Here is a 24,029-nt window from a genome sequence, read left to right as displayed (position 1 = left end):
CGGTACAGCGACTCGGAAGGCAGGTGGCCTCAGTGCCCAGGACGACGGACGGAGACGGGCCTCCTGTTCCACAGCGGCTGCTCGCCGCCGCCACCCGGCTCTTCGCGGAGCAGGGCTACGACCGGACCTCGGTGCAGGAGATCGTCGAGGCGGCGGGCGTCACCAAAGGCGCCCTCTACCACTACTTCGGCTCCAAGGACGACCTGCTGCACGAGGTCTACGCGCGTGTGCTGCGCGTCCAGCAGGAGCGCCTGGACGCCTTCGCGGGCGCCGACGCCCCCGTCGAGGAGCGGCTGCGCGGAGCCGCGGCCGACGTCGTGGTGACCACGATCGACAACCTGGACGACGCGTCGATCTTCTTCCGCTCGATGCACCACCTGAGCCCCGAGAAGAACAAGCAGGTGCGCGCCGAGCGCCGCCGCTACCACGAACGCTTCCGCGCGCTCATCGAGGAGGGCCAGAAGCAGGGAGTCTTCTCCACGGCCACCCCCGCCGACCTGGTCGTCGACTACCACTTCGGGTCGATCCACCACCTGTCGACGTGGTACCGCCCCGACGGCCCCCTCACCCCCCAGCAGCTCGCCGACCAGCTCGCCGACCTGCTGCTGCGCGCCCTGCGCCCCTGAGGACGCGCGGGGGCCCCGGCGGCGGGCGGACCGCCGCCGGGGCCCCCGGCCCGTCACACGTACTTCTTGATCTCCCGGCGCGCCAGCGACCGCTGGTGCACCTCGTCCGGCCCGTCCGCGAGCTTCAGCGTCCGGGCGCTCGCCCACAGCTCCGCCAGGGGGAAGTCCTGGCTCACACCGCCGGCGCCGTGCAGCTGCACCGCCTTGTCGAGGATGTCCACGACCGTACGCGGAGTGGCGATCTTGATGGCCTGGATCTCCGTGTGCGCCCCCTTGTTGCCCACGGTGTCCATCATCCAGGCCGTCTTCAGGACCAGCAGCCGCAGCTGCTCGACGGCCACGCGGGCGTCGGCGATCCAGTTCTGCACCACGCCCTGCTGCGCGAGCGGCTTGCCGAAGGCGTCGCGGCTCACCGCGCGGCGGCACATCAGCTCGATCGCCCGCTCGGCCATGCCGATCAGCCGCATGCAGTGGTGGATCCGCCCCGGGCCGAGCCGCGCCTGGGCGATGGCGAAGCCGCCGCCCTCCTCGCCCACCAGGTTCGACACCGGCACGCGCGCGTGGTCGAAGACGACCTCCGCGTGCCCGCCGTGCGAGTGGTCCTCGTAGCCGTAGACCTGCATGGCGCGCCGGATCTCGACGCCCGGGGTGTCGCGGGGGACGAGCACCATGGACTGCTGGCGCCGGATGTCGGCACCGTCCGGGTCGGTCTTGCCCATCACGATGAAGATCTTGCAGTCCGGGTTCATCGCCCCGGAGATGTACCACTTGCGCCCGGTGACGACGTAGTCGTCGGCGTCCCGCTCGATCAGCGTGGTGATGTTCGTGGCGTCGGAGGAGGCCACCTCGGGCTCGGTCATCGCGAACGCCGAGCGGATCTCGCCCGCGAGCAGCGGCTCCAGCCACTGCTTCTTCTGCTGCTCGTCGCCGAACTGCGTCAGCACCTCCATGTTGCCGGTGTCCGGCGCCGCGCAGTTCAGCGCGGTGGGCGCCAGGTGCGGGCTGCGGCCGGTGATCTCGGCGAGCGGCGCGTACTGGAGGTTGGTGAGCCCGGCACCGTACTCGGAGTCCGGCAGGAAGAGGTTCCACAGCCCCTGGCGGCGCGCCTCGGCCTTCAGCTCCCCGACGACCGCCGGGGTGTCCCACGGCGAGTCCAGTCGCGCGCGCTGCTCCTCGGCGACGGCCTCCGCCGGATAGACGTACTCGTCCATGAAGGCGAGCAGCTTGTGGCGGAGCTCCTCGGTGCGGGCGTCGAATGCGAAGTCCATGGCGGATCAGCCTTCCTGAAGGGTGGTCAGGCCGTGCTCGATGAAGAAGGGGACCAGCTCGCCGATGCGGTCGAAGCCCGCGCCGACCGTCTGGCCGAGGGTGTAGCGGTAGTGGATGCCCTCCAGGATCACGGCGAGCTTGAACCACGCGAACGCCGTGTACCAGGAGACGGCGGACACGTCGCGCCCCGAGCGCGCGGCGTACCGCTCGACGATCTCGGCCGCGTCCGGGTGCCCGGGGGCCGAGGCCGTCGTGCTGATGGGGGAGTCGGGCAGGTCCAGCGGCGCGCTGTACATCACCAGCAGCCCCAGGTCGGTGAGCGGGTCACCGAGCGTGGACATCTCCCAGTCCAGGATCGCCTTGATCCGGTCGTCCGTGCCGATCAGCACGTTGTCCAGCCGGTAGTCGCCGTGCACGACGGCCGGGGCGGGGGAGACGGGCAGCTCGCGGCCCAGAGCGGCGTGCAGTTCGTCGATCCCCGCCAGGTCGCGGTTCCTGGACGCGTCCAGCTGCTTGCCCCAGCGGCGCAGCTGCCGGTCGAGGAAGCCCTCGGGCCGGCCGAAGTCCGCGAGGCCGACCTCGGCGGGGTCCACGGCGTGCAGCTCGACCAGGGTGTCGACCAGGCCGAGGACCGCGCCCCGGGTGCGCTCCGCGCCGAGCGGGGCCAGCTGCCCGGCGGTGCGGTACGGGGTGCCCTCCACGAACTCCATGACGTAGAAGGGCGCGCCGAGCACGGAGTCGTCCTCGCACAGCAGCACGGGCCGCGGCACCGGCACGGCGGTCGGATGCAGGGCGCTGATCACCCGGTGCTCGCGCTTCATGTCGTGCGCGGTGGCCAGGACGTGGCCCAGCGGGGGCCTGCGGACGACCCATTTCGTGGCGCCGTCCGTGACCGCGTACGTGAGGTTCGACCGTCCCCCCTCGATGAGCCGGCCGGACAGCGGGCCGTTCACCAGTCCGGGCCGCTCGCCGTCGAGCAGGTCACGCAACCGGTCGAGATCGAGACCCGGGGGGTGGTCTGGGCTCATCATTGCTCCTACGCACACGGAAAACAGGACGTCACACATGATGCCGACCGGTCGGTATGTCGTCCAGTGCCCGCGCAAAACGTGATCGGCGTCTCCCGCTCCCGAAGGAGCCGCGAAGACGCCGACCGGACCCCCCCTAGTGGTCGTCCCAGTGTCCGTCGTGCTCGGCGTGCCGGTGCCCGTCGTGCAGGTAGTCGACGTGGTCGCCGTGCTGGACCCGCTGGTGCCCGCAGTCCTCGCCGTGCCGGTGCTCGTGGCCCTCGTGCGCCGTGTGTCCGCCCGGCTCACACTCGTCCCAGTGCCCGCCGTGCTCGCGGTGCAGATGCCCGTCGTGCAGGTAGTCGACATGGTCGCCGTGCGGCACCTCCGCGTGCCCGCAGGCGGGACCGTGGACGTGCTCGTGAGCGGGGTGCTCCTGGTGAAGGGTGGTCATGGTGCTCACCTTCGAAGTGGCGTGGAATGACGGTTCAGGCTATCGGTACAAAACGCCCTAATCGCCTGTACGCGGCCCACGCCCCGTTCGGTCCGCGTGCCGTACGGGTTCACCGGAACAGGCCGGTGCCCGGCAGGGCCCGCCCTCAGAACGCCAGCGCCACCGCGCACACCGCGAGCGCCACCGTGCACAGGGTGGCCGCCGTCGCGTCCCTGGGCGTGAGGGCCGTCGTGCGGCCGGCGGCGGAGGCCAGGGCGGTGATGCGGCGGTGGGCCACCGCCAGGAAGCCCAGCCAGAGCGCGCAGCACAGGGCGCAGGCCACGAGCCCGAGGGGCGAGGCCCCGCCGTGCAGGGCCGTCTTCACGGCGAGCACGGCGGCCACGGTGCTCGACAGCGTCGTACGCCGCCAGGCCAGCCGCGTCCGCTCCGGCTGCAGACCCGGGTCACGGTCCCGGGCGGGCGCGCTCACCCTTCCCAGCCGACGAGCACGACGAGCACCATCGCGACGGCGACGATCGCGACGGCGATGCCGAGCAGCGCGGGGAAGCGGGACACCGGCAGGTCCTCGCCCCGCCGCATGGCGCGCTCGCAGCGCACCCAGTGATTGACCGCGCGCAGGGAGCACAGCACGCCCGCGGCGAGCAGCGCGAGGGCGAGCCCGACGCGCCAGCCCCACCGCAGGTCCGGCAGGAACTGGTCCACGGCGAAGCCGCCGCCGATCAGCGCCAGCGCGGTCCGCAGCCAGGCGAGGAAGGTCCGCTCGTTCGCCAGCGAGAACCGGTAGTCGGGAGTCCCGCCCTCCTGGCGGATCTCCTCGGGCGCGAACCACAGGCGGACGTTCCGTACGAATTCGATCACGCGAGGGACCCTACCGGGGTGCCGCCCGGGCACCGTGGGTCAGGCCGCGGGGCCCCTCTCCCCGCGGTCCGCGGCAGGGGTCAGCCCATCGACCGGTAGGCCTTGAGGCGCTCGTACGCCGCCAGGCCGTCCGGGACCCACGTCCAGTCCGTCAGGCGCCGCTCCACCTCGTCCTCGGGAAGGAAGTCGTGCCAGGCGACCTCCTCGGCCTGGGGACGTACGGGCAGGTCGCAGCGCACCTCGTACACGGCGGACCACCAGCTGCGCTGGGCCCCGTCGTCGTACAGGAACGTGAAGAGCGGGCGCGGCCGCGGCAGCCCCCGCACGCCCAGCTCCTCCTCGGCCTCCCGCAGGGCCGCGTCGTCGTAGGACTCCCCGGCACCGACGACCCCGCCCACGAACATGTCGTACAGCGAGGGGAAGACCAGCTTGGTCGGGGTGCGGCGGTGGACGAAGATCCGGCCTTCGGCGTCCCGCGCCTGGATGAACACGCAGCGGTGGCGCAGACCGCGCGCGTAGGCCTCCCCGCGCGGCGACTGCCCGATGACCCGGTCGTTCTCGTCCACGATGTCGAGGATCTCGTCGGCGGCGCTCATGGCCCCATCCAAGCAGTTCCCCGCGCGGCCCGGTCCGCCGGTGCGGTGACGGCCGTCGGCTCAGTGCCGCTGGAGGTCCTTGGCCCGCCGGGCGTACTCGGACCCGCGCGGCATCGCCGGATGCAGGCCCAGCAGGACGATCCCGGCCACGACTGCGGCGAGTCCGGCCGCCTGCCAGGCGAGGGCGCCGGTGTCCGTGCGCAGCCGGTCGCCGAGGAAACCCACGCCGCAGACGATTCCGGCGAGCGGCTGGGTGGCGGTCAGCGCCGGCAGCGACATCCGCAGCGGCGCCGTCTCGAAGGCGCTCTGCACCAGCACGAGCCCGGTGACGCCGAGCACCAGGACGCCGTACGGCTGCCAGCTGGTGACCACCTCGGACCAGCCGCCCGAGGCGAACCGCTGCCCGGTGACCCGGGTCAGCGCGTCCTGCACGCCGTACAGCAGCCCCGCCGCGACAGCCAGCAGCAGCGGCGCCGCGCTCAGCCGGGTCCGCTTCGCGTACGCGGTGAGCAGCAGCGCGAGGCCGATCATGACGCCGATGATCAGCCAGTGCCGCAGCGGGTCGGTGACCGCGTCGCCGCCCTTCGGCTGACCGGCCACGATGAACGCGGTGACGCCGCCGGCGAGCAGCGCGAGGCCGGCCCAGCCCTGCCGTCCCAGCGGCTGCTTCGTCTGGTGGCGGGAGAGCGCCATCGCGAACAGCAGGTTCGTCGCGAGCAGCGGTTCCACCAGGGACAGCTCGCCGCGGCTCAGCGCGATCGCGCCGAGCACCTGGCCGACGACCATGAGCCCGATGCCGCCCAGCCAGGTGGGTACGCGGATGAGGTCGATCAGCAGGCGGGGGGAGAGGAAGTCGCTCAGCGGAGCGTGCGAGGCGGCCTTCTGCTGGAGGACGAAGCCGAAGCCCAGACAGCAGGCCGCACTCACGGCGAGGACCAGAACCAGAACCGACACGCTGTGTACCTCGATAACTCGGGCGGGCCACGGGGTGCGTATCTGGCCGACTGTAGCGCCCCGGGCTGTGACCCGCCCATGAGAGAACCCGGAACGGGCAGTTGACTCGGTCAGCCATCTGCCGAAGGATCTGACCGACCAGTAACGATGCCCCGGGGCTCCTGGTCGACTGTTACCACTGTCTCACCAACCGGCGACGAGCCGCCGTTTTCGCCGGCGCCGAGCCGACCGGTCGGAATGCCGAGAGGACGCGTACATGGCCCACGACGCAGACGTGATCGTGATCGGAGCCGGCCTCGCGGGGCTCGCGGCGACCGCGGAGCTCGTCGACGCCGGCCGCAGGGTGATCCTCCTCGACCAGGAGCCCGAGCAGTCGATCGGCGGCCAGGCGCACTGGTCCTTCGGCGGGCTGTTCTTCGTGAACTCGCCCGAGCAGCGGCGGATGCGGATCAAGGACAGTCACGCCCTCGCGCTCCAGGACTGGATGGGCACCGCCGGTTTCGACCGCCCCGAGGACCACTGGCCGCGCCGCTGGGCCGAGGCGTACGTGGACTTCGCGGCCGGCGAGAAGCGGCCCTGGCTGCACCGGCAGGGCGTCCGCTTCTTCCCGGTCGTCGGCTGGGCCGAGCGCGGCGGTTACGACGCGGGCGGCCACGGCAACTCCGTACCGCGCTTCCACATCACCTGGGGGACCGGCCCGGGTCTGGTCGCCCCCTTCGAGCGCCGGGTCCGCGCCGGCGTCGAGCGCGGCCTCGTGCAGCTGAGGTTCCGCCACCGCGTCACCGGCCTCTCCCGCAGCGCCGGCGCCGTCGACACGGTCACCGGCGAGATCCTGGAGCCGTCCGGCGCCGAGCGCGGGCAGGCCAGCAGCCGCGCGGTCACCGGCTCCTTCGAGCTGCGGGCCCAGGCGGTGATCGTCACCTCCGGAGGCATCGGCGGCGACCACGACCTGGTGCGCGCCAACTGGCCGGAGCGGCTGGGCAGCCCGCCCGAGACGATGGTCGCGGGGGTGCCGGCGCACGTCGACGGCAAGATGCTCGCGATCGCGGAGGAGGCGGGCGCGCACCTCATCAACCGCGACCGCATGTGGCACTACACGGAGGGCATCCGGAACTGGAACCCGGTGTGGGAGAACCACGGCATCCGCATCCTGCCCGGCCCGTCCTCGCTCTGGCTGGACGCCCGCGGCAACCGGCTGCCGGTGCCGCTCTTCCCCGGCTTCGACACCCTCGGCACGCTGGAACACATCATGCGGACCGGGTACGACTACACCTGGTTCGTCCTCGACCAGAAGATCATCGGCAAGGAGTTCGCGCTCTCGGGCTCGGAGCAGAACCCCGACCTCACCGGCAAGTCCGTCAAGGGCGTCTTCCAGCGGGCCCGCGCCGACGTGCCCGGCCCGGTCAGGGCGTTCATGGACAACGGCGCCGACTTCGTCGTGGAGAAGGACCTGAGCGCGCTGGTGCGGGGCATGAACGCCCTCACCAAGGAGCCGCTCATCGACGAGGCGGCGCTGCGCCGCGAGATCGTCGCGCGGGACCGGGAGATCGCCAACCCGTTCACCAAGGACCTCCAGGTGACCGCGATCCACGGCGCCCGCAGGTACCTCGGGGACAAGCTGATCCGTACGGCGACACCGCACCGCATCCTCGACCCCGCGGCCGGCCCGCTGATCGCCGTGCGCCTGAACATCCTCACCCGCAAGACCCTCGGCGGCCTGGAGACGGACCTCTCCTCCCGGGTGCTGACCGAGGGCGGTGACCCGCTGGCCGGGGTGTACGCGGCGGGGGAGGCCGCCGGGTTCGGCGGCGGCGGGGTGCACGGCTACCGCTCGCTGGAGGGCACCTTCCTCGGTGGCTGCCTGTTCTCCGGCCGCACCGCGGGCCGGGCGGCGGCGAAGGCCGTCGGCTGAACCACCCCCGGCGGAGCGCGCTCCGGGCGGCGAACCCCGTCCGGACCGGCGCCTTTCGGCCCGTATCCGCAGGCAGCGGGGTCAACCCCGCTGCCCGCGGCGACAGTTGACACGTGTAGCAGTCCGGGCGGCCCTTGACGCCAACCATTGGCTGAGGGTTTGCTTTGCGTGATCAGGCCCGGACGGGCCCCGCTCTGTACGGACCACCCGCGTAAGGACCGCCCGCGGTGCCCCCACCCCCGCCCCCTCTCGGCCGCGGCCGCAAGCGCGCGGCCCAGGCCTTCGACGCCGCCCTCGACGACGTCGAACTGGTCACCGCACGCGCCGCGTTGGCCCAGGGCCGCTGGGCCGGGGTCCGCTCCCTGCTCGCCGCGACGGGGGACGACTGGGACCGCCGCGGACACCGGGTCACCGTCCTCGCCCTGGAGCCGACCGCCCTCACCTGGGCCCGCGACTGGCTGCTCGCCGAACCCGAGTCGGGCTGTGCCTCCGTACTCCTCGCGGTCGCCACCGTGCAGCGCGCCCTCGACGGCAAGGAGCGGCCGGAGCGCGCCCGGGAGGCCTGCCGCGACGCGGCCGCCCTCGCGCCCGCCGATCCCACCCCGTGGCTCGGCCTGCTCATGCTGGAGCGCTCGATCGGCAGCGAGGAGGACGTCGTGCGGCTCTTCGACGAGGTCCGCCACCGCTACCCCGACCACCACCACGCGCACCACCTGATGGTCGCGCGCCTCGCCGAGCGCCGCGCCGACGCCGGCCAGGACCCGCTGCACGAGGTCTACGACTTCGCCAACTGGGCCGCCGAACAGGCGCCCGCCGACTCGCCCCTGGCCATCCTTCCGGTGGTCGCGCACGCCGAGCGCTTCCGCGTACTGGCCGCCGCCGGCCTCGAACCGGCCGACCCGGTCGCCTCCGGCCACTGGGTGGGCCGCCGGGCCCGGCAGGTGATGAAGGCCGCCTTCGACTGGTGGCTGGAGTGGGAGCGCGACGACCATCCGCGCCGCCACGTCGACCTCAACTTCCTGGCCCACGCGAAGTTCTGCGAGGGCCGGGGCGCCGAGGCCGCCGCCCTCTTCCACCGCATCGGACCGCACGCCACCCCGGCGCCCTGGTCGTACCCGGACCGCGACCCGCACCAAGCCTTCCGTGCCGCCCGCGACAGCGCGCTGGGCACGGCCTGATCCCACCACCCGAGAGGACAACCCGCCATGACGACGGGCAGTTCGAGCACGAGCAAGAGCAGCAGACCCACCGCCGGGTCCGGCATCAGCACCTTCAAGGGACAGGACCGCGCCCTGCGCGCCGACCGCCTCGGCACGGCGGGCCTCCTGCTCTCCGTGCTGGCCGCGACCGGGCCCCTCATGGTCGTCGCGGGTGTCATGCCCACCACATTCGGGGTGATGGGGATCGTCGGGCAGCCGCTGCTCTTCGTCATCCTCGGTGTGGTGCTCGCCCTCTTCTCCCTCGGCTACGCCGAGATGAGCCGCCACGTCCACAACGCGGGCGCCTTCTACGCGTACATCTCCCGCGGCCTCGGCGGCACCGCCGGCGCGGGCGCCGCCCTCGTCGCACTGGTCGCCTACAGCGCGCTCCAGGTCGGCATCTACGGCATTTTCGGCTTCGAGGTCTCCGGCCTCTGCGCCACCTACCTCGACCTCGACATCGCGTGGTGGATACCGGCGCTGCTCTCCGTGCTCCTCGTCGGCGCGCTCGGCTGGCTGAAGATCGACGTGAACGCCCGCGTGCTCGGCGTGCTGCTGCTGATCGAGGTCGCCCTGGTCGTCGTCTTCGACATCGCGGCCGTCGCCGACCCGGCCCGGGAGGGCCTGTCGCTGCACGCCTTCAACCCGGACACCCTCACCGGAGCGGGCGTCGGCACCGCCCTGTGCTTCTGCATCGCCGCCTTCACCGGCTTCGAGCAGGCCCCGGTGTACGCCGAGGAGACCAGCCGTCCGCACATCCTCGTACCCCGGGTGATGTTCCTCGCGATCGCCTTCGTCGCCGTGTTCTTCGCGATCAGCTCCTGGGCGCTCACCGTCGCGGCCGGCCCCTCCGCGATCGTGCCGGCCGCCCAGAAGCAGAGCGCCGGGCTGCTGTTCTTCCTCACCGAACCACGCCTGGGCGGCACCTTCACGGACGTCATGCACGTCCTCTTCGTGACGGGCATGTTCGCGGCGATGCTCAGCTTCCACAACGTCGTGGCGCGCTACGCCTTCGCCATGGGCCGCGAGGGACTGCTGCCGGCCGCCTTCGGACGCACCACGGGCGCGAGCGGCGCCCCCGGCACGGGCTCGCTCCTGCAGACCGCCGTGTCCGTGCTGATCGTGGGCGCCTTCGCGGTCGCCGACGACAAGCCGCACGGCGACCCGACCGCGCCCGTCCTGCACCTGTTCACCTGGGGCGGCAACGTCGGCGCCCTCGGCGTCATCCTGCTGATGGCCGCCGCGTCCTTCTCCGTGGTCGTCTTCTTCGCCCGCCGCGGCGCCGCCCGCGCCCAGGCCTGGCGTCTGGTCACCTCCGTGCTGGCCGGCCTCGCCCTGCTCGTCATCGCGGGCTACACGGTCAAGGACTTCGACGTCCTCGTCGGCACCGGCCCGGACTCCGCGCTGAACTGGGTGCTGCCCGGCGTCATCGGCCTCGCCCTGGTCATCGGGCTCGCCCAGGGCCTCGTCCTGCGCTCCCGCAAGCCCGAGGCGCACGCCAGGATCGGACTCGGCAACGAGGCGTTCCAGCTGGACAAGGCGGCGGAGTCGGCCACCTGAGCCCGCCCCGGGAAGTGGTTACGTATTTCTGACGGGCACCCGTGGCCCCTGGCCCCGAGGGGGTCGCGGGTGTTCGAATCGATACGTGAACTCAGAACGGCCCGAAGAACGGGGCACGCCCATCGGGCGGCGGGTCCTGCTCGGCACCCTCGGCCTCGGCGCGCTCGGCGTCGTGACCGCCCCAGGGCTCCAGCGCGGTCTGGAGGGCTTCCTCGGCGGCGCCGCCGACAAGGACCCCACCGGCCTGACCGGGCTCCTGCCCAACGGCGGCGGCTTCCGCTACTACTCGGTGACCTCGTCGGTGCCGCACAAGGACGCGAGCGACTACCGGCTCACGGTCGACGGCCTCGTCGACCGCCCCGGCGCCTACACGCTCGGCGAGCTGCGCGCCCTGCCGCAGACCCGGCTCGTCCACGACGTCCAGTGCGTCACCGGCTGGCGGGTGCCCGGCACCCCCTTCGAAGGGGTGCGCCTGACCCGGCTGCTGGACGCCGCCGGGGTGCGGCCGACGGCCCGCGCGGTCCGCTTCACCTGCTTCGACGGCGCCTACAGCGAGAGCCTCACCCTCGACCAGGCACGCCGCCGGGACGTCATGGTGGCGCTGCGCATGCAGGACAAGGACCTCGGCCACGCGCACGGCGGCCCGGTCCGCCTGTACGTGGCCCCCATGTACTTCTACAAGTCGGCCAAGTGGCTCTCCGGCATCACCGTGACCGACGAGGTCCGCCCCGGCTACTGGGAGAAGCGCGGCTACGACGTCGACGCCTGGGTCGGCCGCTCGAACGGACGCGACGATGAACCCACCGGCTGAGGCCCCGGCCCGCACCACCCGTGTACGGCGCTTCACTCCCGCCGAGCGCTGGATCCACCGCACGACGGCCGCGCTCATGGGCGTGTGCGTCGCGACCGCCGCCTGTCTGTACCTGCCGACGTTCGCCGAACTCGTCGGCCGCCGCGAACTCGTCGTGCGGGTCCACGAGTGGGCGGGGCTCGCGCTGCCCGTCCCGGTCCTGGCGGGCCTGGCCTCGCGCGCCTTCCGGGCGGACCTGGGGCGGCTCAACCGCTGGGGCCCGCACGACCGGGAGTGGCTGCGCTCTGCGCTGCGCCGGGCGACCCGCCACGGCGAACGCCCCGCCGGCAAGTTCAACGCCGGCCAGAAGACCTACGCCGCCTGGATCGCCGGCGCGAGCCTGGTGATGCTCGGCACGGGACTGCTGATGTGGTTCACCCACCTCACCCCCCTGATGTGGCGCACCTCGGCCACCTTCGTGCACGACTGGCTCGCCCTGACGATCGGCGTCGTCCTCGCCGGCCACATCGGGATGGCCCTCGCGGACCCGGAGGCCCGCCGCGGGCTGCGTACAGGCTCGGTGAGCCGGGAGTGGGCCGAGCGCGAGCACTCGCTCTGGCGGCCGTGACGCACCGCCGCGCCGCCCGGATCCCGGGCGGCGCGGCGGCGTACGTGCGGGTGGCGTCAGGGTCGACAGGCCCTAGATCACGAGGGACAGCAGCAGGACCAGTCCACCGGCGACCACGGAGATGATCGTCTCCATGACCGACCAGGTCTTGATCGTCTGTCCGACGTTCAGGCCGAAGTACTCCTTGACCAGCCAGAACCCGGCGTCGTTGACATGGCTGAAGAACAGCGAGCCCGCGCCGATCGCCAGCACCAGGAGCGAGGCGTGCGTGGTCGACATGTCGGCGGCGAGGGGGGCGACGAGACCGGCCGCCGAGATGGTGGCCACGGTCGCCGAACCGGTCGCGAGCCGGATCGCCACCGCGATCAGCCACGCCAGCAGCAGCGCCGGGATCGACCAGTCCTTCGAGATGTCCAGGATCATCTGGCCCACCCCGCAGTCGATCAGCGTCTGCTTGAAGCCGCCGCCCGCACCGACGATCAGCAGGATGCCGGCGATCGGGGCGAGGGACTTCTCGACGGTCGTCGACAGCCGTTCCCGGGTGAACCCGGCGGCCCGGCCGAGCGTGAACATGCCGACGATGACGGCCGCGAGCAGCGCGATCAGCGGCGAGCCGATGACGTCGAAGACGCGCTGGACCATGTGCGCGGGGTCGTCCACGACGATGTCCACGAGCGCCTTGGCCAGCATCAGCACGACCGGCAGCAGCATGGTGAAGAGCGTGGCGCCGAAGCCGGGACGCCTGTCCAGGTCCTCGGAGGCACGGGCCGGGATCATGCGGTCCGGCGCCTGGACGTCCACCCAGCGGGCCGCGTACTTGGAGAAGACGGGACCCGCGATGATCACCGTGGGGATGGCGACCAGGACACCGAGGGCCAGGGTGACACCGAGGTTGGCCTTCACCGCGTCGATCGCGACCAGCGGGCCGGGGTGCGGCGGGATCAGGCCGTGCATCACGGACAGACCGGCGAGGGCCGGGATGCCGATGCGCATCAGCGAGTAGTTGCCCCGCTTGGCGACCATCAGCACCACGGGGATGAGCAGGACGATGCCGACCTCGAAGAACAGCGGCAGGCCGATCACCGAGGCGATCAGCACCATCGCCCACGGCATGGCACGGCCGCCCGCCTTGGCGAGGATCGTGTCGACGATCTGGTCGGCGCCGCCGGAGTCGGCCAGCAGCTTGCCGAGGATCGCACCGAGCGCGATGAGGACGCCCACACCGGCGACGGTCGAGCCGAGTCCTCCGGTGAAGCTGAGGATGGCCTTGTCGAGCGGCGCCCCGGCGAAGGCGCCCAGCGCGAGCGAGCCGATCGTCAGGGCGAGAAATGCGTGCAGCTTGAACTTCGTGATGAGCAGGACGATGACGGCGATGCCGGCCAGGACGGCTATGCCCAACTGGGCATGACCCGCCGAGGTGATCGGCTCCACGGCGTCCGCTGCCAGCATCTCGACGCTGAGTCTGGTCACGGGTGCTTCCCTTGCGTGTACGTGTCTGTCGGGGAGACCCCGGGGCTCCGCGAAGCCCCCGGGGGACTTACTGCGGGGGTTCGGACAGGCCGCGCAGAGCGGCCACGGCCCGTTCGGTGATGTCGCCGGGGCTGCCGGAGACGTCCACCTCGACACCCGCCTCGTCCGCCGCGAGCGGCTGGAGGGTGGCGAACTGGGAGTCCAGCAGCGCGGTCGGCATGAAGTGCCCCTGCCGCTGCGACATCCGGCCCTCGATGAGCTCGCGATCGCCGGAGAGGTGCACGAAGACCACGTCGGGCGCGGCAGCCCGCAGCCGGTCGCGGTAGCTCCGCTTGAGCGCCGAACAGCTGACGACCCCGCCGAGTCCGGCCCGCTCCTGCGCCCAGGCGCCGATCGAGTCCAGCCACGGCCGGCGGTCGTCGTCGGTCAGCGGCGTCCCGGCCGTCATCTTGGCGATGTTGGCCGGGGGATGGAAGTCGTCGCCCTCGGCATAAGGAACGCCGAGCCGGGCAGCGAGCAGAGGACCGATCGTGGTCTTGCCGGTCCCTGCCACGCCCATCACCACGAACACGCGGGGGGTACGCGTCTGCTGCATCATGCTCTCGCTGTCTTCGTCGACACCTGATGTCGACGCCACTGAAACCCATTAGGTACGACTAATTCAAGAGTCTGTGACATATAAGTCTGACTTTTTCTTGCGGCCTCGATCCTCGTACGCTGACGTCATGAGCACACGGGGCCGGGGGCTGCACGGACATGTACTGGACACCCTCGGGCCGGCCATCACGGCGGGGGAGTACCCGCCGGGCAGCGTGCTGCGTACGGACGAGCTCGCACAGCGCTTCGAGGTCTCACGCTCCGTGATGCGCGAGGCGGTCCGGGTCCTGGAGTCCATGTACCTCGTCGAGTCCCGCCGCCGCGTCGGCGTGACGGTCCGCCCCCGGGCCGAGTGGAACGTCTACGACCCGCAGGTCATCCGGTGGCGGCTGGCCGGCGCCGACCGCCCGGCCCAGCTCCGCTCGCTCACCGTGCTGCGCTCCGCCGTCGAACCCGTGGCCGCGGGCCTGGCCGCACGGCACGCCACGGCCGGCCAGTGCGCCGAGCTCACTGAGTGCGCCCTCGGCATGGTCGCCACCTCACGCGGCCGGCAGCTGGAGAAGTACCTCATCCACGACGTCGCCTTCCACCGCGTGATCCTCGACGCGTCGGGCAACGAGATGTTCGCCCGGCTCGGCGACGTGGTCGCCGAGGTCCTCGCGGGGCGCACCCACCACGAGGTCATGTTCGAGGACCCCGACCCGGCCGCCGTCACCCTGCACGTCCAGGTCGCCGAGGCGGTCCGCGGCGGCGACGCCGTCCGCGCCGAGGCGCTCACCCGCGAGATCACGGTCGGCGCCCTCCAGGAACTGGACATCCTGGCCCCCTGAACGGTCTCCTTGCCGCCGGAGGCCGGCGAGCGGCGTCACTCCGTGAAGTCGCCGTCCACGTACACCCAGGCCCCGTCGACGCGCGTGAACCGGCTGCGCTCGTGCAGTACGCCCCCGGAGTGGCTCGCCCGGAACGTCACGGTCCCCGCGGAGTGGAACGCGGACCCCTCGGTCGTCCCCAGGATCTCCAGGCCGGTCCAGCGCGTCCCGGGCTCGAACTCCACCCGCGCCGGCCGCGTCCCCGGATGCCAGGTCCGCAGCAGGTAGCCCTCGTCACGCTTCACGAAGGCGCTGTACCGCGAGCGCATGAGCGCCTCGGCGGTGGGTGCGGCCGCCTCGCCGCGGTGGAAGCGGCCGCAGCACGCGGCGTAGTCCTTCGGGAGCCCGCAGGGGCAGGAACGCGTGATCATGCGGGCCATTCTCCCGCGCCCGGGGCGTCCCCCACGCCGCACCCGGCGCACAACGAGCGAGGCCGTGACCTCGCGGTCACGGCCTCGCTTCTTCGTGTGTCCGAGGGGGGACTTGAACCCCCACGCCCGATAAAGGGCACTAGCACCTCAAGCTAGCGCGTCTGCCATTCCGCCACCCGGACAAGGTGTCTGTCGCGCGTGGTTTCCCTCGCGGCGACAGAGGAAACATTACCAGGCTTCCGAGGGCGCCCGGTCACACCCCGTTCGCGCGTGAACTGCGTGTGACGGGCCGGGCCCGCCCTTGGGGTGCGCGGGGTGCCGGAGAGAGGATGAGGGGGACCACCAGCAGTGACAGTGGGAGGAAGCAGCGTGAGCGAGTCGAACACGGCCAGGGGTGTCTCTGGCGAGGACGAGGTCGTCGACCTCTGTCGCGAGCTGATCCGGATGGACACCAGCAACTACGGAGACCACTCGGGGCCGGGCGAGCGCAAGGCCGCGGAGTACATCGCCGAGCAGCTCGCGGAGGTGGGGCTCGAACCGCAGATCTTCGAGTCGCACCAGGGCCGGGCCTCCACCGTGGCCCGCATCGAGGGCGAGGACCCCTCGCGGCCCGCGCTGCTCATCCACGGCCACACCGACGTCGTCCCGGCCAACGCCGCGGACTGGACCCACCACCCGTTCTCCGGCGAGATCGCGGACGGCTGCGTCTGGGGCCGGGGCGCGGTCGACATGAAGGACATGGACGCGATGACCCTCGCGGTCGTCCGCGACCGGATGCGCAGCGGACGCAAGCCCCCGCGCGACATCGTCCTTGCCTTCCTCGCGGACGAGGAGGCCGGCGGCACCTGGGGCGCGCGCCACCTGGTGGACAAGCACCCGGGCCTCTTCGAGGGCGTCACAGAGGCGATCGGCGAGGTCGGCGGCTTCTCCTTCACGGTCAACGAGAACCTGCGCCTCTACCTCGTCGAGACGGCCCAGAAGGGCATGCACTGGATGAAGCTGACCGTGGACGGCACCGCCGGCCACGGTTCGATGATCCACCGGGACAACGCGATCACCGAGCTGTCGGAGGCGGTCGGGCGGCTGGGCCGGCACAAGTTCCCGGTGCGGGTGACCAAGACCCTGCGGCACTTCCTGGACGAACTCGGCGACGCGCTCGGCACCGAGCTGGACCCCGAGGACATGGACGCGACGCTCGCCAAGCTCGGCGGCATCGCCAAGCTGATCGGCGCCTCCCTGCAGAACACCGCCAACCCGACCCAGCTGGGCGCCGGTTACAAGGTGAACGTGATCCCGGGGCAGGCCACCGCGCACGTCGACGGGCGCTACCTGCCGGGGTACGAGGACGAGTTCCTCGCCGACCTGGACCGCATCCTCGGCCCGCGGGTGAAGCGCGAGGACGTGCACGCGGACAAGGCGCTGGAGACGACCTTCGACGGCGCGCTGGTCGACGCCATGCAGACCGCCCTGTCCGCCGAGGACCCGATCGCCCGCGCCGTCCCCTACATGCTCTCGGCGGGCACCGACGCCAAGTCCTTCGCCGACCTGGGCATCCGCTGCTTCGGTTTCGCCCCCCTGAAGCTGCCGCCGGAGCTGGACTTCGCCGGCATGTTCCACGGGGTCGACGAGCGGGTGCCCGTGGACGCCCTGCGGTTCGGCGTACGGGTGCTGGACCGCTTCATCGACGCGTCCTGAAGGGCCTCGCGCCACGGCCCGCGTACGGCGCGTCCGGGATTGCGCAGGTAAAACGACACTCCAATAATCGCCAGCGCGTGCGGGGCCTACTGAGAAGAGTGAATGCGACCATAAGCTCGTAGCTCGATTACTCCCTCCTCGTTACAGGTGGTGTGACCCGAAGCTGGGGTCGCATTTGCCTACGAGGAGGAATAATGATCAAGAAGATCGTCGCCGCCGCCGTTGCCACCAGTGGTCTGGTTCTCGCCGGTGCGGGCATGGCCGCCGCGGACTCCGGTGCCCAGGGTGCCGCCGTGAACTCCCCCGGTGTCCTGTCCGGCAACGTTGTCCAGGTGCCCGTTCACATCCCGGTGAACGTCTGCGGCAACACGGTCTCCGTGATCGGGCTGCTGAACCCCGCCTTCGGCAACACCTGCATCAACAAGTGACGTTGCGCCTCGTCCCATGAGGCTCTGAGCCCTCGTCGGCCCCGCAGCGCGTGCCACGCGCTCCGGGGCCGACCGGGCTTTCGGTGTCCGCGCGCCCACCGCGCGGACACGTTCCGCAAGGTCCCAGGCAAGGTCGAAGGCAGGTAACAGCAATGCGACAGGTCACCCGCAAGGGCCTGATGACGATGGCGGCCGCGACCGGCGTACTCGCCGCCGCGGGCGGCTACGCGCAGGCCGACTCGGGGGCGCACGGCTCCGGTTCGAACTCGCCCGGCGTGCTGTCGGGCAACACGGTGCAGGCCCCGGTGCACGCGCCGGTCAACGTCTGCGGCAACACCGTCAACGTCGTCGGTCTGCTCAACCCGGCGATGGGCAACAAGTGCGCCGATCAAGGCGGGCGCTCCACCGGCGGACACGGCGGCTCGCACCAGGGCGGCGGCTCGCACCACGGCGGCTCGCACGCCGGAGGGCACGCCGGAGACTCGCCGGGCGTCGGCTCGGGCAACCACGTCCAGGTGCCGGTGGACGTGCCGGTCAACGTCTGCGGCAACAGCGTGAACGTGGGCGGCGTCGGCAACCCGGCGGCGGGCAACGCCTGCGGCAACGACGGCGGCCACTCCACCGGCGGTCCGGGCGGCCACGGCACCCCGCCCTCGGGCCACCCGCACCACCCCGGGCACCCGCACCACCCCGGGCACCCGGGCGACCGGAACATCCCGGGGAAGCCGGGCGGGTCCGGGCACCTCGGACAGCCGGGAGAGCACGGCAGGCCGGGACAGAACGGCCACCCTGGCGCGCAGTCCGGACGCGGCGACGTCGTCGGTGCCTCGCAGGTGGACCGGGCCGGAGCGCGGGCCGCCGGGCAGCCGCAGGGGGGCGGACAGCTCGCCCACACCGGCAGTGAGCTGCCGATGGGCCTGCTGGTCCCCGCGGGTGCGGGCGCGCTGCTCGGGGGCGCGCTCCTCTACCGCAGGGCGCGCTCGGCGGCGTGAAGGCCCGGACCACCCGGGTCAGGGCATGACGACATGCCCCGGAGAGGGGGAGAACGGAGCGGGGCCGCACGGCGGACCCGCTCCGTCTCAGCCGCCTTCGCTCACCACGTGGCGCGTACCTGGCGGATGATCCGGCGGCGCAGCCGCACTCTGCGGCTGCCGTCGGGGTGCAGGCTCAGGCGGTCCAACTCCCAGTGTCCGTACTCCGCATGGTCCGTCAGCAGACGTGTGGCTTCCTTGCGGGAGACCCCGCGCGGTACGTACACGTCGACAAATTCGTATTCCGGCATCGCATCTATTGTGCGGGCACAGGCCCGGTACGGATAGCGTCTGCACTATGTCTGATGCTGCGCAGCCCACCGCTGCCGAGGTACGTGCCGCCGCCGAGGCGGTCAAGACCGCACTCGACCGCCACCTGGCCGCGGTCGAGCGCAGGACGGGTGAGGACGACCCGGCCGTGTACGAGGCGTTCAACGAGCTGGCCGCTGCGGCCGAGGAATACGACGAACTGCTGTACGACCGGTACGACGAGGTCACGCCCTTCGAGATCCCCGGTACGGACGACACCCTGCCGCCGTACACGGGCCCCGAGGAGCCCAACGCACTGAGCGTGCTGATCCGCCGGGACTACTCGGTAGTGGAGCCGCAGCGCCTGCTGGCCCAGGCCCAGCGCATCGAGGCCGTCGAGGACGACGCGGGCGTGGAGACCACGGCCTCCGGCACGGTCCACGGCGCCCTCGGCCTGCTGTTCGGCGAGTTCGAGCCGGACGAGATCGCATCCCGGCACAAGGAGTTCGGGCTGGAGGAGGGCGACTCCACGCTCTGGGTGACCGCCGCGGACGAGCCGGCCGAGGCGGGCGAATGGCTGGACACGCCGTTCGAGCAGGCCGACGCCCAGCGCATCGTCTGCCGCTTCGACGTCAGCGCCGTCTTCGACGACGAGACGGACGACGACCTCGACGACGACCTGGGTCCCGTCGCGGGCGTGGTCCTGGACGACGACGAGGACCTGGAGCCGCTCGACGCGGACCGCTGAGCGGAGCGGGACGGCCCCCGCGGCCTCCCGGCCTCCAGGCCTCGCCCACGCACGAGGTGGCGGTCACCGGACTCCGGTGGCCGCCACCTCGCGTGTCCGCCCCCGGCTCAGCCGGCGGTCGGCACCTGCGCCTTGAGCAGCGCCGGCAGGCGCGTGGTGCGCGGCTTCTGCGGGACCTCGGCCACCGCCCGCGGCAGGGCCCCCTCGACGCCGTGCACGACGGACAGGTGCCGGGCCGCCCGGCCGAAGGCCGTGTAGACCCACGGGCGGGTCAGCGATCCCGCGGCGTCACCCGGCAGCACCACGACCGCGGCCGGCCAGCGGTGCCCCACCGCCTGGTGCGCGGTCAGCGCCCAGGCGTGCCGTACGGACTGCTCCACCCGCTCCTTCGGTACGACGACGGGGGCGCCGGCGCACTCCAGGTGCAGCCCCTCCGCGTCGGCCTTCACGACGTGCCCGGGCACCGTACGCCCCGGGGCGGGGGAGTGGACGATCCGGTCACCGGGGTCGAAGCCGCCGAAGCGGCCCGGACCCGGGTTGAGCCGCTCCTTGAGCACGGTGTTCAACGCGCGCGTCCCGGCAGCGCCGCCGTGGCCAGGGGTGATCACCTGCGTCTGCTCGGCCGGGACGCCGATGGCCCGGGGCACCGAGTCCGCGACGAGCTGCACGGTCCGGTGCACCGCCTCCCCGGCGTCCCGCACCGGCACGATCACGACCTCCTTGCCGGGCGCCTCGACCTGGTTCAGCTCACCGATGCCGATCCCGGAGACCAGCTCCCCGAGGGGGCCGGGGTCGGGGGTCCGCGAGGCGACCTGGGGGCAGACCCGGGCGGCCAGCAGATCCGCGAAGACGCGTCCGGGTCCGGCCGACCACAGCACGCCCGGGTCGCCGCTCAGTACCAGGCGGGCACCGTCGGGCAGCGACTCGACGAGCACGGCGGCGGCCTCGACGTCCAGCTGGGGGGCGTCGAGCAGCACCAGCAGGTCGAGCGCGAGAGCGCCCTCCGCGTCCCGGCCGGGACCCTCCGCGCCGGAGAGCAGCCCGGCGACGGTGACGGCGGCGGCCGCGATGTCACCGCGCCCGGCGTCGAGCGACGACGCGAAGCGGTCGCGGCCGTCCGCCGTGTGCGCGGCCGCGACGGCGCGCAGCCCCGTCGCCACGGCGGCGGTGACCAGCTCCGCCGCCTCCGCGCGGGAGGCCTCGCCGCCCGTGTGCAGCACCAGCCCGTGGCCGGCGACGGCGCGGATCAGCTCCGCCGCGGAACGGGACGCGGCCGCGGCTGCCGGCTCCCAGTCCTGCGCGGACTCCTTGGGCACGGCGTTGACCACGCGCGCGAGACCGTCGGCCAGGCTCTCCTCGGCGAGCGCGTACCGCTCCAGGCCGATGAGGACGCGGACCGGGCGCTCCTCGGCCTCCTCCTCGCCCGCGTCCGGCTCCGGGGCGGGAGCGGTCGTCTCCAGGGCGTCCTGGAAGACCAGGGCCTCGCCCTCCGCGATGCTGCTCTGCACGGCGGCGTCCGGATCGGGCACCGCGCGCTGTGCGAGCGCGGCGGTCAGGGCGGCGGCCTCCAGGGCGGTGTGCCCGGCGAGGGCGGCCTGCTCCAGCAGCCACACCGTCACCGCCCGGCCGCGCCGCTCGTCGTCCGGGCCGCACTCCGCGCCGAGCAGCGCCCGCGCGAAGCCGTCGGCCTGCTCCGGCCGCACACCCGCGACCCGCAGCAACTGCCAGGGGTCCTCGCGCAGCCGGTCGTCCGCGCCCTCCCCGAGGGCGGCGGCGACCTGCGGCGCGAGCGCGTCGGGAGCCCCGCCCTCGGTCAGCACGGCCCGTACGGCGTCCACCGTCTCGGCGGCGGGCGCCCCGGCGACGGGGGCGGCCGGCTGCGGGCGCCGCACCGGCTCGGGCGCGGACCTGCGGGGCGTCGGCTCCGGCTCGCGGAACGCGGTGGCCACCGGCTTCTCGCCGCTCTCCACGGCGCGGATTGCCGCGAGGAGGTCGGCCGCCGTCCCGCTGAGCTTGGTGCCTGCGGGGATCGGCCCTTGCTTCTCGGCCTTGCGCCGCTCGATCCGCTCCCGCAGCTCGCGCTGCGCCGCCAGCTCGGCCTCCGCCTCGGACAACGCGGCGGCGGCGTCCTCGCCGGTCTTGGCCTCGGTGCCCTCCGCGTTCTCCCCGCCCTCGGCATCCGTCGCCGCGCCGTCACCCGCGGAGTCCTCCGACGGGGCGGGGCCGTCCTCTCCGTCGTCGTCCGCCGCGGCGGCCGGGCTCACGCCGTCACCGCTGCCGGCGGCGGACGGCTCGGCGTCGTCACCGCTCCCCGCCCCGGCCTCCCGGGCGTCGGCATCGGCAGCGGCCTCCGCACCGGAATCGTCGGCCTCGGCAGCCGGCTCCGTGGCCTCACGGCCGTCCGCGCTGCCGGACGAGGACGTCGCGGCGCCTTCCTCCGCGCCCGCGCCCGTGCCCGGGGCCCCCGGCTCCGCTTCCTCCGTGGTCTCGGGCTCCGTGCTCACAGCGTGCTCCAGTCGTGATCGGGATAGTGGTGCACCGGTGCCGACACGTCGTCGAGCGCCCGGCAGATCTCGTCAGGAAGACTAAGGGTCTCCACTGACAACGCGGCAGTGAGCTGCTGCGCGTTGCGCGCGCCGACGATCGGGGCGGTGACGCCCGGCCGGTCGCGGACCCAGGCGAGCGCCACCTGGAGCGGGGTCACCGCGAGCCCGTCGGCGGCGGTGGCCACGGCGTCGACGATGTGGCCGGCGGCGTCGTCGAGGTACGGCGCGACGAACGGGGCGAGATGCTCCGTGCCGCCCCGGGAGTCGGACGGGGTCCCGTGGCGGTACTTGCCCGTGAGCACGCCCCGGCCGAGAGGCGAGGAGGGCAGCAGGCCGACGCCGAGGTCGAGAGCGGCGGGCAGCACCTCGCGCTCGACGCCGCGCTGGAGCAGCGAGTACTCCATCTGCGTACTGGCCAGCCGGGTCCGGGTGCCGGGCACCGCGAGCTGCCAGGTCGCCGCCTTGGCCAGTTGCCAGCCGCAGAAGTTCGACACCCCGGCGTACCGGGCGCGGCCGCTGCTGACCGCGAGGTCCAGGGCCTGGAGCGTCTCGTCCAGCGGGGTCACGGGGTCGTAGGCGTGCACGTGCCACACGTCGACGTACTCGGTGCCGAGCCGCTTGAGGGAGGCGTCCAGCGCGGAGAGCAGGTGCCCGCGCGAGCCGTCGAAGCGCCGGTCCGGATCCGGAACGCTTCCCGCCTTGGTCGAGATGACCAGGTCCCGGCGCGGCACCAGGCCTTCTATGAGACGTCCGAGCAGGTACTCGGACTCGCCGTCCCCGTACACGTCGGCGGTGTCCACGAGATTCCCGCCCGCTTCCCAGAACACCTTCAACAGGTCCGCGGCGTCGTGCTCGTCGGTGTCCCGGCCCCAGGTCAGGGTGCCGAGTCCGATCCGGGACACGCGAAGGCCGGTACGGCCGAGATGCCTCTGCTCCATGGACGCCGAGATTACTGGCCGGAACTCGGTGTGTGGGGCCCTGTGGACAACCGGCCTCGGACGGGCCCGCGCCCGTCCCTGCCGCCGCGCCCACCAGCGCGCTAGTGTCTCCCGGACAAGGGACGTTACTGATCGGTAAGGGGAATCGGCCATGCAGCTCGGGATCAACCTCGGCTACTGGGGCGCCGGAATGGACGCGGACAATCTCGCCGTCGCCCAGGAGGCCGACCGACTCGGATACGCCGTGTGCTGGGCCGCCGAGGCCTACGGCTCCGACGCGGCCACCGTGCTCAGCTGGGTCGCCGCCCAGACCGAGCGCATCGACGTGGGCTCGGCCATCTTCCAGATCCCCGCCCGCCAGCCGGCGATGACGGCGATGACCGCGGCCACCCTCGACTCGCTGTCCGGCGGCCGCTTCCGCCTCGGACTCGGCGTCTCCGGACCGCAGGTCTCCGAGGGCTGGTACGGCGTCAAGTTCGACAAGCCGCTGGCGCGCACCCGGGAGTACGTCGAGATCGTGCGCAGGGCGATGACCCGCGAGCGCCTCTCCTACGAGGGTGAGCACTGGACGCTGCCACTGCCCGGTGGGCCGGGCAAGCCGATCAAGCTGACGGTGCACCCGGAGCGCGAGCACATCCCGCTCTACATCGCCGCCATCGGCCCCAAGAACCTGGAGCAGACCGGCGAGATCGCCGACGGCGCCCTGCTGATCTTCCCGTCGGCCGAGAACCTGGAGGACACCGCCATCGCGCATCTGCGCGCCGGACGGGAGAAGGCCGGGAAGACGATGGAGGGCTTCGACGTCTGCCCGACGCTGCCCCTCGCGCTCGGCGACGACAAGGACGTGACCGCTCTCGCGGACATGTTCCGCCCGTACACCGCCCTGTACGTCGGCGGCATGGGCAGCCGCAAGCAGAACTTCTACAACCAGCTCGCCCAGCGCATGGGGTACGAGAAGGAGGCCGCCGAGATCCAGGACAAGTACCTGTCCGGCGACAAGGAGGGCGCGGCCGCCGCCGTACCGCACGAGCTGATCGACCGGACGACCCTGCTCGGTTCCGTGGACCGCATCGCGGACCGGATGCGGGCATACGCGGCCGCCGGTGTCACCACGCTGACGCTGGCCCCCGCGGGCTTCACGCTGGACGAGCGGATCGCCTCGCTGCGGGCCGGCTGCGACGCCCTGGAGCGCGCCGGACTCGCGTGACACCGGCGAATCCGGCGGGACACCGGC

General features: G+C 72.7%; 25 protein-coding genes and 1 tRNA gene. 12 read left to right on the top strand and 14 right to left on the bottom strand.

Annotated elements, in window-relative coordinates; translation table 11 throughout:
- Positions 1–32: 32 nt before the first annotated feature.
- Complete coding sequence (locus ACZ4VA_RS16105) at positions 33–626, top strand: TetR/AcrR family transcriptional regulator (protein ID WP_355793084.1); 594 nt, start codon at positions 33–35, stop codon at positions 624–626.
- Positions 627–679: 53 nt separating this feature from the next.
- Here ACZ4VA_RS16105 and ACZ4VA_RS16100 read toward each other — a convergent pair whose 3' ends face one another.
- The 7 genes from ACZ4VA_RS16100 to ACZ4VA_RS16070 all read right to left on the bottom strand — a co-directional run bounded on the left by ACZ4VA_RS16100 (position 680) and on the right by ACZ4VA_RS16070 (position 5,764).
- Positions 680–1,894, bottom strand: coding sequence for an acyl-CoA dehydrogenase family protein (locus tag ACZ4VA_RS16100; protein WP_468081724.1), 1,215 nt, complete (start codon positions 1,892–1,894; stop codon positions 680–682).
- 6 nt (positions 1,895–1,900) lie between these two features.
- Positions 1,901–2,923 carry a phosphotransferase family protein gene (locus ACZ4VA_RS16095; RefSeq protein ID WP_355789748.1) on the bottom strand — a complete coding sequence of 341 codons (1,023 nt, stop codon included), beginning with the start codon at positions 2,921–2,923 and terminating at the stop codon, positions 1,901–1,903.
- A 136-nt stretch (positions 2,924–3,059) separates the two neighbouring features.
- The gene (locus ACZ4VA_RS16090; RefSeq protein ID WP_355789746.1) at positions 3,060–3,356 is read right to left on the bottom strand and encodes a hypothetical protein; all 297 of its coding nucleotides are present in this window, start codon (positions 3,354–3,356) and stop codon (positions 3,060–3,062) included.
- A gap of 145 nt (positions 3,357–3,501) precedes the next feature.
- Entirely contained in the window at positions 3,502–3,825 is a 324-nt protein-coding gene (locus tag ACZ4VA_RS16085) for a DUF202 domain-containing protein (RefSeq protein ID WP_356176132.1), read from the bottom strand.
- Entirely contained in the window at positions 3,822–4,214 is a 393-nt protein-coding gene (locus tag ACZ4VA_RS16080) for a YidH family protein (protein WP_356176129.1), read from the bottom strand. The genes ACZ4VA_RS16085 and ACZ4VA_RS16080 overlap by 4 nt, the downstream gene beginning before the upstream one ends.
- An 80-nt stretch (positions 4,215–4,294) precedes the next feature.
- On the bottom strand, positions 4,295–4,810 hold the full coding sequence (locus ACZ4VA_RS16075) for an NUDIX hydrolase (protein WP_355782454.1): 516 nt from the start codon (positions 4,808–4,810) through the stop codon (positions 4,295–4,297).
- 60 nt (positions 4,811–4,870) lie between these two features.
- A complete protein-coding gene (locus ACZ4VA_RS16070) occupies positions 4,871–5,764 on the bottom strand; it encodes a DMT family transporter (RefSeq protein ID WP_355782456.1) in 894 nt (297 codons plus the stop codon).
- A gap of 256 nt (positions 5,765–6,020) precedes the next feature.
- Between ACZ4VA_RS16070 and ACZ4VA_RS16065 the strand changes: the two genes are divergently transcribed.
- The 5 genes from ACZ4VA_RS16065 to ACZ4VA_RS16045 all read left to right on the top strand — a co-directional run bounded on the left by ACZ4VA_RS16065 (position 6,021) and on the right by ACZ4VA_RS16045 (position 11,853).
- Complete coding sequence (locus tag ACZ4VA_RS16065) at positions 6,021–7,676, top strand: FAD-binding dehydrogenase (RefSeq protein ID WP_356176125.1); 1,656 nt, start codon at positions 6,021–6,023, stop codon at positions 7,674–7,676.
- Positions 7,677–7,903: 227 nt separating this feature from the next.
- A complete protein-coding gene (locus ACZ4VA_RS16060) occupies positions 7,904–8,854 on the top strand; it encodes a hypothetical protein (RefSeq protein WP_356176122.1) in 951 nt (316 codons plus the stop codon).
- A gap of 27 nt (positions 8,855–8,881) precedes the next feature.
- The gene (locus tag ACZ4VA_RS16055; protein ID WP_356176119.1) at positions 8,882–10,435 is read left to right on the top strand and encodes an APC family permease; all 1,554 of its coding nucleotides are present in this window, start codon (positions 8,882–8,884) and stop codon (positions 10,433–10,435) included.
- 85 nt (positions 10,436–10,520) lie between these two features.
- Positions 10,521–11,246 (top strand): molybdopterin-dependent oxidoreductase, encoded by a 726-nt coding sequence (locus tag ACZ4VA_RS16050; protein ID WP_356176116.1) that lies wholly within the window; start codon positions 10,521–10,523, stop codon positions 11,244–11,246.
- The gene (locus ACZ4VA_RS16045) at positions 11,230–11,853 is read left to right on the top strand and encodes a cytochrome b/b6 domain-containing protein (protein WP_356176114.1); all 624 of its coding nucleotides are present in this window, start codon (positions 11,230–11,232) and stop codon (positions 11,851–11,853) included. The genes ACZ4VA_RS16050 and ACZ4VA_RS16045 overlap by 17 nt, the downstream gene beginning before the upstream one ends.
- 72 nt (positions 11,854–11,925) lie before the next feature.
- Here ACZ4VA_RS16045 and ACZ4VA_RS16040 read toward each other — a convergent pair whose 3' ends face one another.
- Entirely contained in the window at positions 11,926–13,323 is a 1,398-nt protein-coding gene (locus ACZ4VA_RS16040) for a GntT/GntP/DsdX family permease (protein ID WP_355787356.1), read from the bottom strand.
- Between the two features lie 67 nt (positions 13,324–13,390).
- Complete coding sequence (locus ACZ4VA_RS16035; protein WP_356176136.1) at positions 13,391–13,918, bottom strand: gluconokinase; 528 nt, start codon at positions 13,916–13,918, stop codon at positions 13,391–13,393.
- 130 nt (positions 13,919–14,048) lie between these two features.
- Here ACZ4VA_RS16035 and ACZ4VA_RS16030 point away from each other — a divergent pair, with 130 nt between their 5' ends.
- On the top strand, positions 14,049–14,750 hold the full coding sequence (locus ACZ4VA_RS16030; RefSeq protein ID WP_356176111.1) for a FadR/GntR family transcriptional regulator: 702 nt from the start codon (positions 14,049–14,051) through the stop codon (positions 14,748–14,750).
- A gap of 35 nt (positions 14,751–14,785) precedes the next feature.
- Here ACZ4VA_RS16030 and ACZ4VA_RS16025 read toward each other — a convergent pair whose 3' ends face one another.
- Positions 14,786–15,160 (bottom strand): YchJ family protein, encoded by a 375-nt coding sequence (locus ACZ4VA_RS16025; protein WP_389390954.1) that lies wholly within the window; start codon positions 15,158–15,160, stop codon positions 14,786–14,788.
- Positions 15,161–15,257: 97 nt separating this feature from the next.
- Positions 15,258–15,342 (bottom strand) — tRNA-Leu (locus ACZ4VA_RS16020).
- A gap of 187 nt (positions 15,343–15,529) precedes the next feature.
- Between ACZ4VA_RS16020 and ACZ4VA_RS16015 the strand changes: the two genes are divergently transcribed.
- The 3 genes from ACZ4VA_RS16015 to ACZ4VA_RS16005 all read left to right on the top strand — a co-directional run bounded on the left by ACZ4VA_RS16015 (position 15,530) and on the right by ACZ4VA_RS16005 (position 18,275).
- Positions 15,530–16,855: a M20/M25/M40 family metallo-hydrolase gene (locus ACZ4VA_RS16015; RefSeq protein ID WP_355791428.1), complete on the top strand. Its 1,326-nt coding sequence runs from the start codon at positions 15,530–15,532 to the stop codon at positions 16,853–16,855.
- Between the two features lie 194 nt (positions 16,856–17,049).
- Complete coding sequence (gene chpH, locus ACZ4VA_RS16010) at positions 17,050–17,283, top strand: chaplin ChpH (protein WP_355791431.1); 234 nt, start codon at positions 17,050–17,052, stop codon at positions 17,281–17,283.
- A gap of 152 nt (positions 17,284–17,435) precedes the next feature.
- Positions 17,436–18,275 carry a chaplin gene (locus ACZ4VA_RS16005; protein ID WP_452924802.1) on the top strand — a complete coding sequence of 280 codons (840 nt, stop codon included), beginning with the start codon at positions 17,436–17,438 and terminating at the stop codon, positions 18,273–18,275.
- Positions 18,276–18,376: 101 nt separating this feature from the next.
- Here ACZ4VA_RS16005 and ACZ4VA_RS16000 read toward each other — a convergent pair whose 3' ends face one another.
- Positions 18,377–18,565: a DUF5703 family protein gene (locus ACZ4VA_RS16000; protein ID WP_165340867.1), complete on the bottom strand. Its 189-nt coding sequence runs from the start codon at positions 18,563–18,565 to the stop codon at positions 18,377–18,379.
- Between the two features lie 47 nt (positions 18,566–18,612).
- Here ACZ4VA_RS16000 and ACZ4VA_RS15995 point away from each other — a divergent pair, with 47 nt between their 5' ends.
- The gene (locus ACZ4VA_RS15995; RefSeq protein WP_356172483.1) at positions 18,613–19,311 is read left to right on the top strand and encodes a hypothetical protein; all 699 of its coding nucleotides are present in this window, start codon (positions 18,613–18,615) and stop codon (positions 19,309–19,311) included.
- 107 nt (positions 19,312–19,418) lie between these two features.
- Here the strand turns inward: ACZ4VA_RS15995 and ACZ4VA_RS15990 are convergent, their stop codons facing one another.
- Both ACZ4VA_RS15990 and ACZ4VA_RS15985 read right to left on the bottom strand, forming a co-directional pair.
- Entirely contained in the window at positions 19,419–21,815 is a 2,397-nt protein-coding gene (locus ACZ4VA_RS15990; protein WP_356172486.1) for a helix-hairpin-helix domain-containing protein, read from the bottom strand.
- Positions 21,812–22,795, bottom strand: a complete 984-nt coding sequence (locus ACZ4VA_RS15985) for an aldo/keto reductase (RefSeq protein ID WP_356172489.1) — start codon at positions 22,793–22,795, stop codon at positions 21,812–21,814. Before ACZ4VA_RS15985 ends, ACZ4VA_RS15990 begins: the two co-directional genes overlap by 4 nt.
- A 151-nt stretch (positions 22,796–22,946) precedes the next feature.
- Here ACZ4VA_RS15985 and ACZ4VA_RS15980 point away from each other — a divergent pair, with 151 nt between their 5' ends.
- Entirely contained in the window at positions 22,947–24,002 is a 1,056-nt protein-coding gene (locus tag ACZ4VA_RS15980) for an LLM class F420-dependent oxidoreductase (RefSeq protein ID WP_355789732.1), read from the top strand.
- Positions 24,003–24,029: the final 27 nt, after the last annotated feature.

The organism is Streptomyces sp. NPDC028308 (assembly GCF_055565855.1).
Note: the sequence above shows the minus strand (reverse complement) of the source record. Positions and strands in the feature narration are given on the sequence as shown.

Excerpts from the sequence above, each read along its gene's own strand:
- ACZ4VA_RS16100 (WP_468081724.1), bottom strand. The coding sequence starts at position 1,894 with ATGGACTTCGCATTCGACGCCCGCACCGAGGAGCTCCGCCACAAGCTG.
- ACZ4VA_RS16095 (WP_355789748.1), bottom strand. The coding sequence starts at position 2,923 with ATGAGCCCAGACCACCCCCCGGGTCTCGATCTCGACCGGTTGCGTGAC.
- ACZ4VA_RS16090 (WP_355789746.1), bottom strand. The coding sequence starts at position 3,356 with ATGACCACCCTTCACCAGGAGCACCCCGCTCACGAGCACGTCCACGGT.
- ACZ4VA_RS16075 (WP_355782454.1), bottom strand. The coding sequence starts at position 4,810 with ATGAGCGCCGCCGACGAGATCCTCGACATCGTGGACGAGAACGACCGG.
- ACZ4VA_RS16065 (WP_356176125.1), top strand. The coding sequence starts at position 6,021 with ATGGCCCACGACGCAGACGTGATCGTGATCGGAGCCGGCCTCGCGGGG.
- ACZ4VA_RS16055 (WP_356176119.1), top strand. The coding sequence starts at position 8,882 with ATGACGACGGGCAGTTCGAGCACGAGCAAGAGCAGCAGACCCACCGCC.
- ACZ4VA_RS16045 (WP_356176114.1), top strand. The coding sequence starts at position 11,230 with ATGAACCCACCGGCTGAGGCCCCGGCCCGCACCACCCGTGTACGGCGC.
- ACZ4VA_RS16035 (WP_356176136.1), bottom strand. The coding sequence starts at position 13,918 with ATGCAGCAGACGCGTACCCCCCGCGTGTTCGTGGTGATGGGCGTGGCA.
- ACZ4VA_RS16030 (WP_356176111.1), top strand. The coding sequence starts at position 14,049 with ATGAGCACACGGGGCCGGGGGCTGCACGGACATGTACTGGACACCCTC.
- ACZ4VA_RS16025 (WP_389390954.1), bottom strand. The coding sequence starts at position 15,160 with ATGATCACGCGTTCCTGCCCCTGCGGGCTCCCGAAGGACTACGCCGCG.
- chpH (WP_355791431.1), top strand. The coding sequence starts at position 17,050 with ATGATCAAGAAGATCGTCGCCGCCGCCGTTGCCACCAGTGGTCTGGTT.
- ACZ4VA_RS16005 (WP_452924802.1), top strand. The coding sequence starts at position 17,436 with ATGCGACAGGTCACCCGCAAGGGCCTGATGACGATGGCGGCCGCGACC.
- ACZ4VA_RS16000 (WP_165340867.1), bottom strand. The coding sequence starts at position 18,565 with ATGCCGGAATACGAATTTGTCGACGTGTACGTACCGCGCGGGGTCTCC.
- ACZ4VA_RS15995 (WP_356172483.1), top strand. The coding sequence starts at position 18,613 with ATGTCTGATGCTGCGCAGCCCACCGCTGCCGAGGTACGTGCCGCCGCC.
- ACZ4VA_RS15985 (WP_356172489.1), bottom strand. The coding sequence starts at position 22,795 with ATGGAGCAGAGGCATCTCGGCCGTACCGGCCTTCGCGTGTCCCGGATC.
- ACZ4VA_RS15980 (WP_355789732.1), top strand. The coding sequence starts at position 22,947 with ATGCAGCTCGGGATCAACCTCGGCTACTGGGGCGCCGGAATGGACGCG.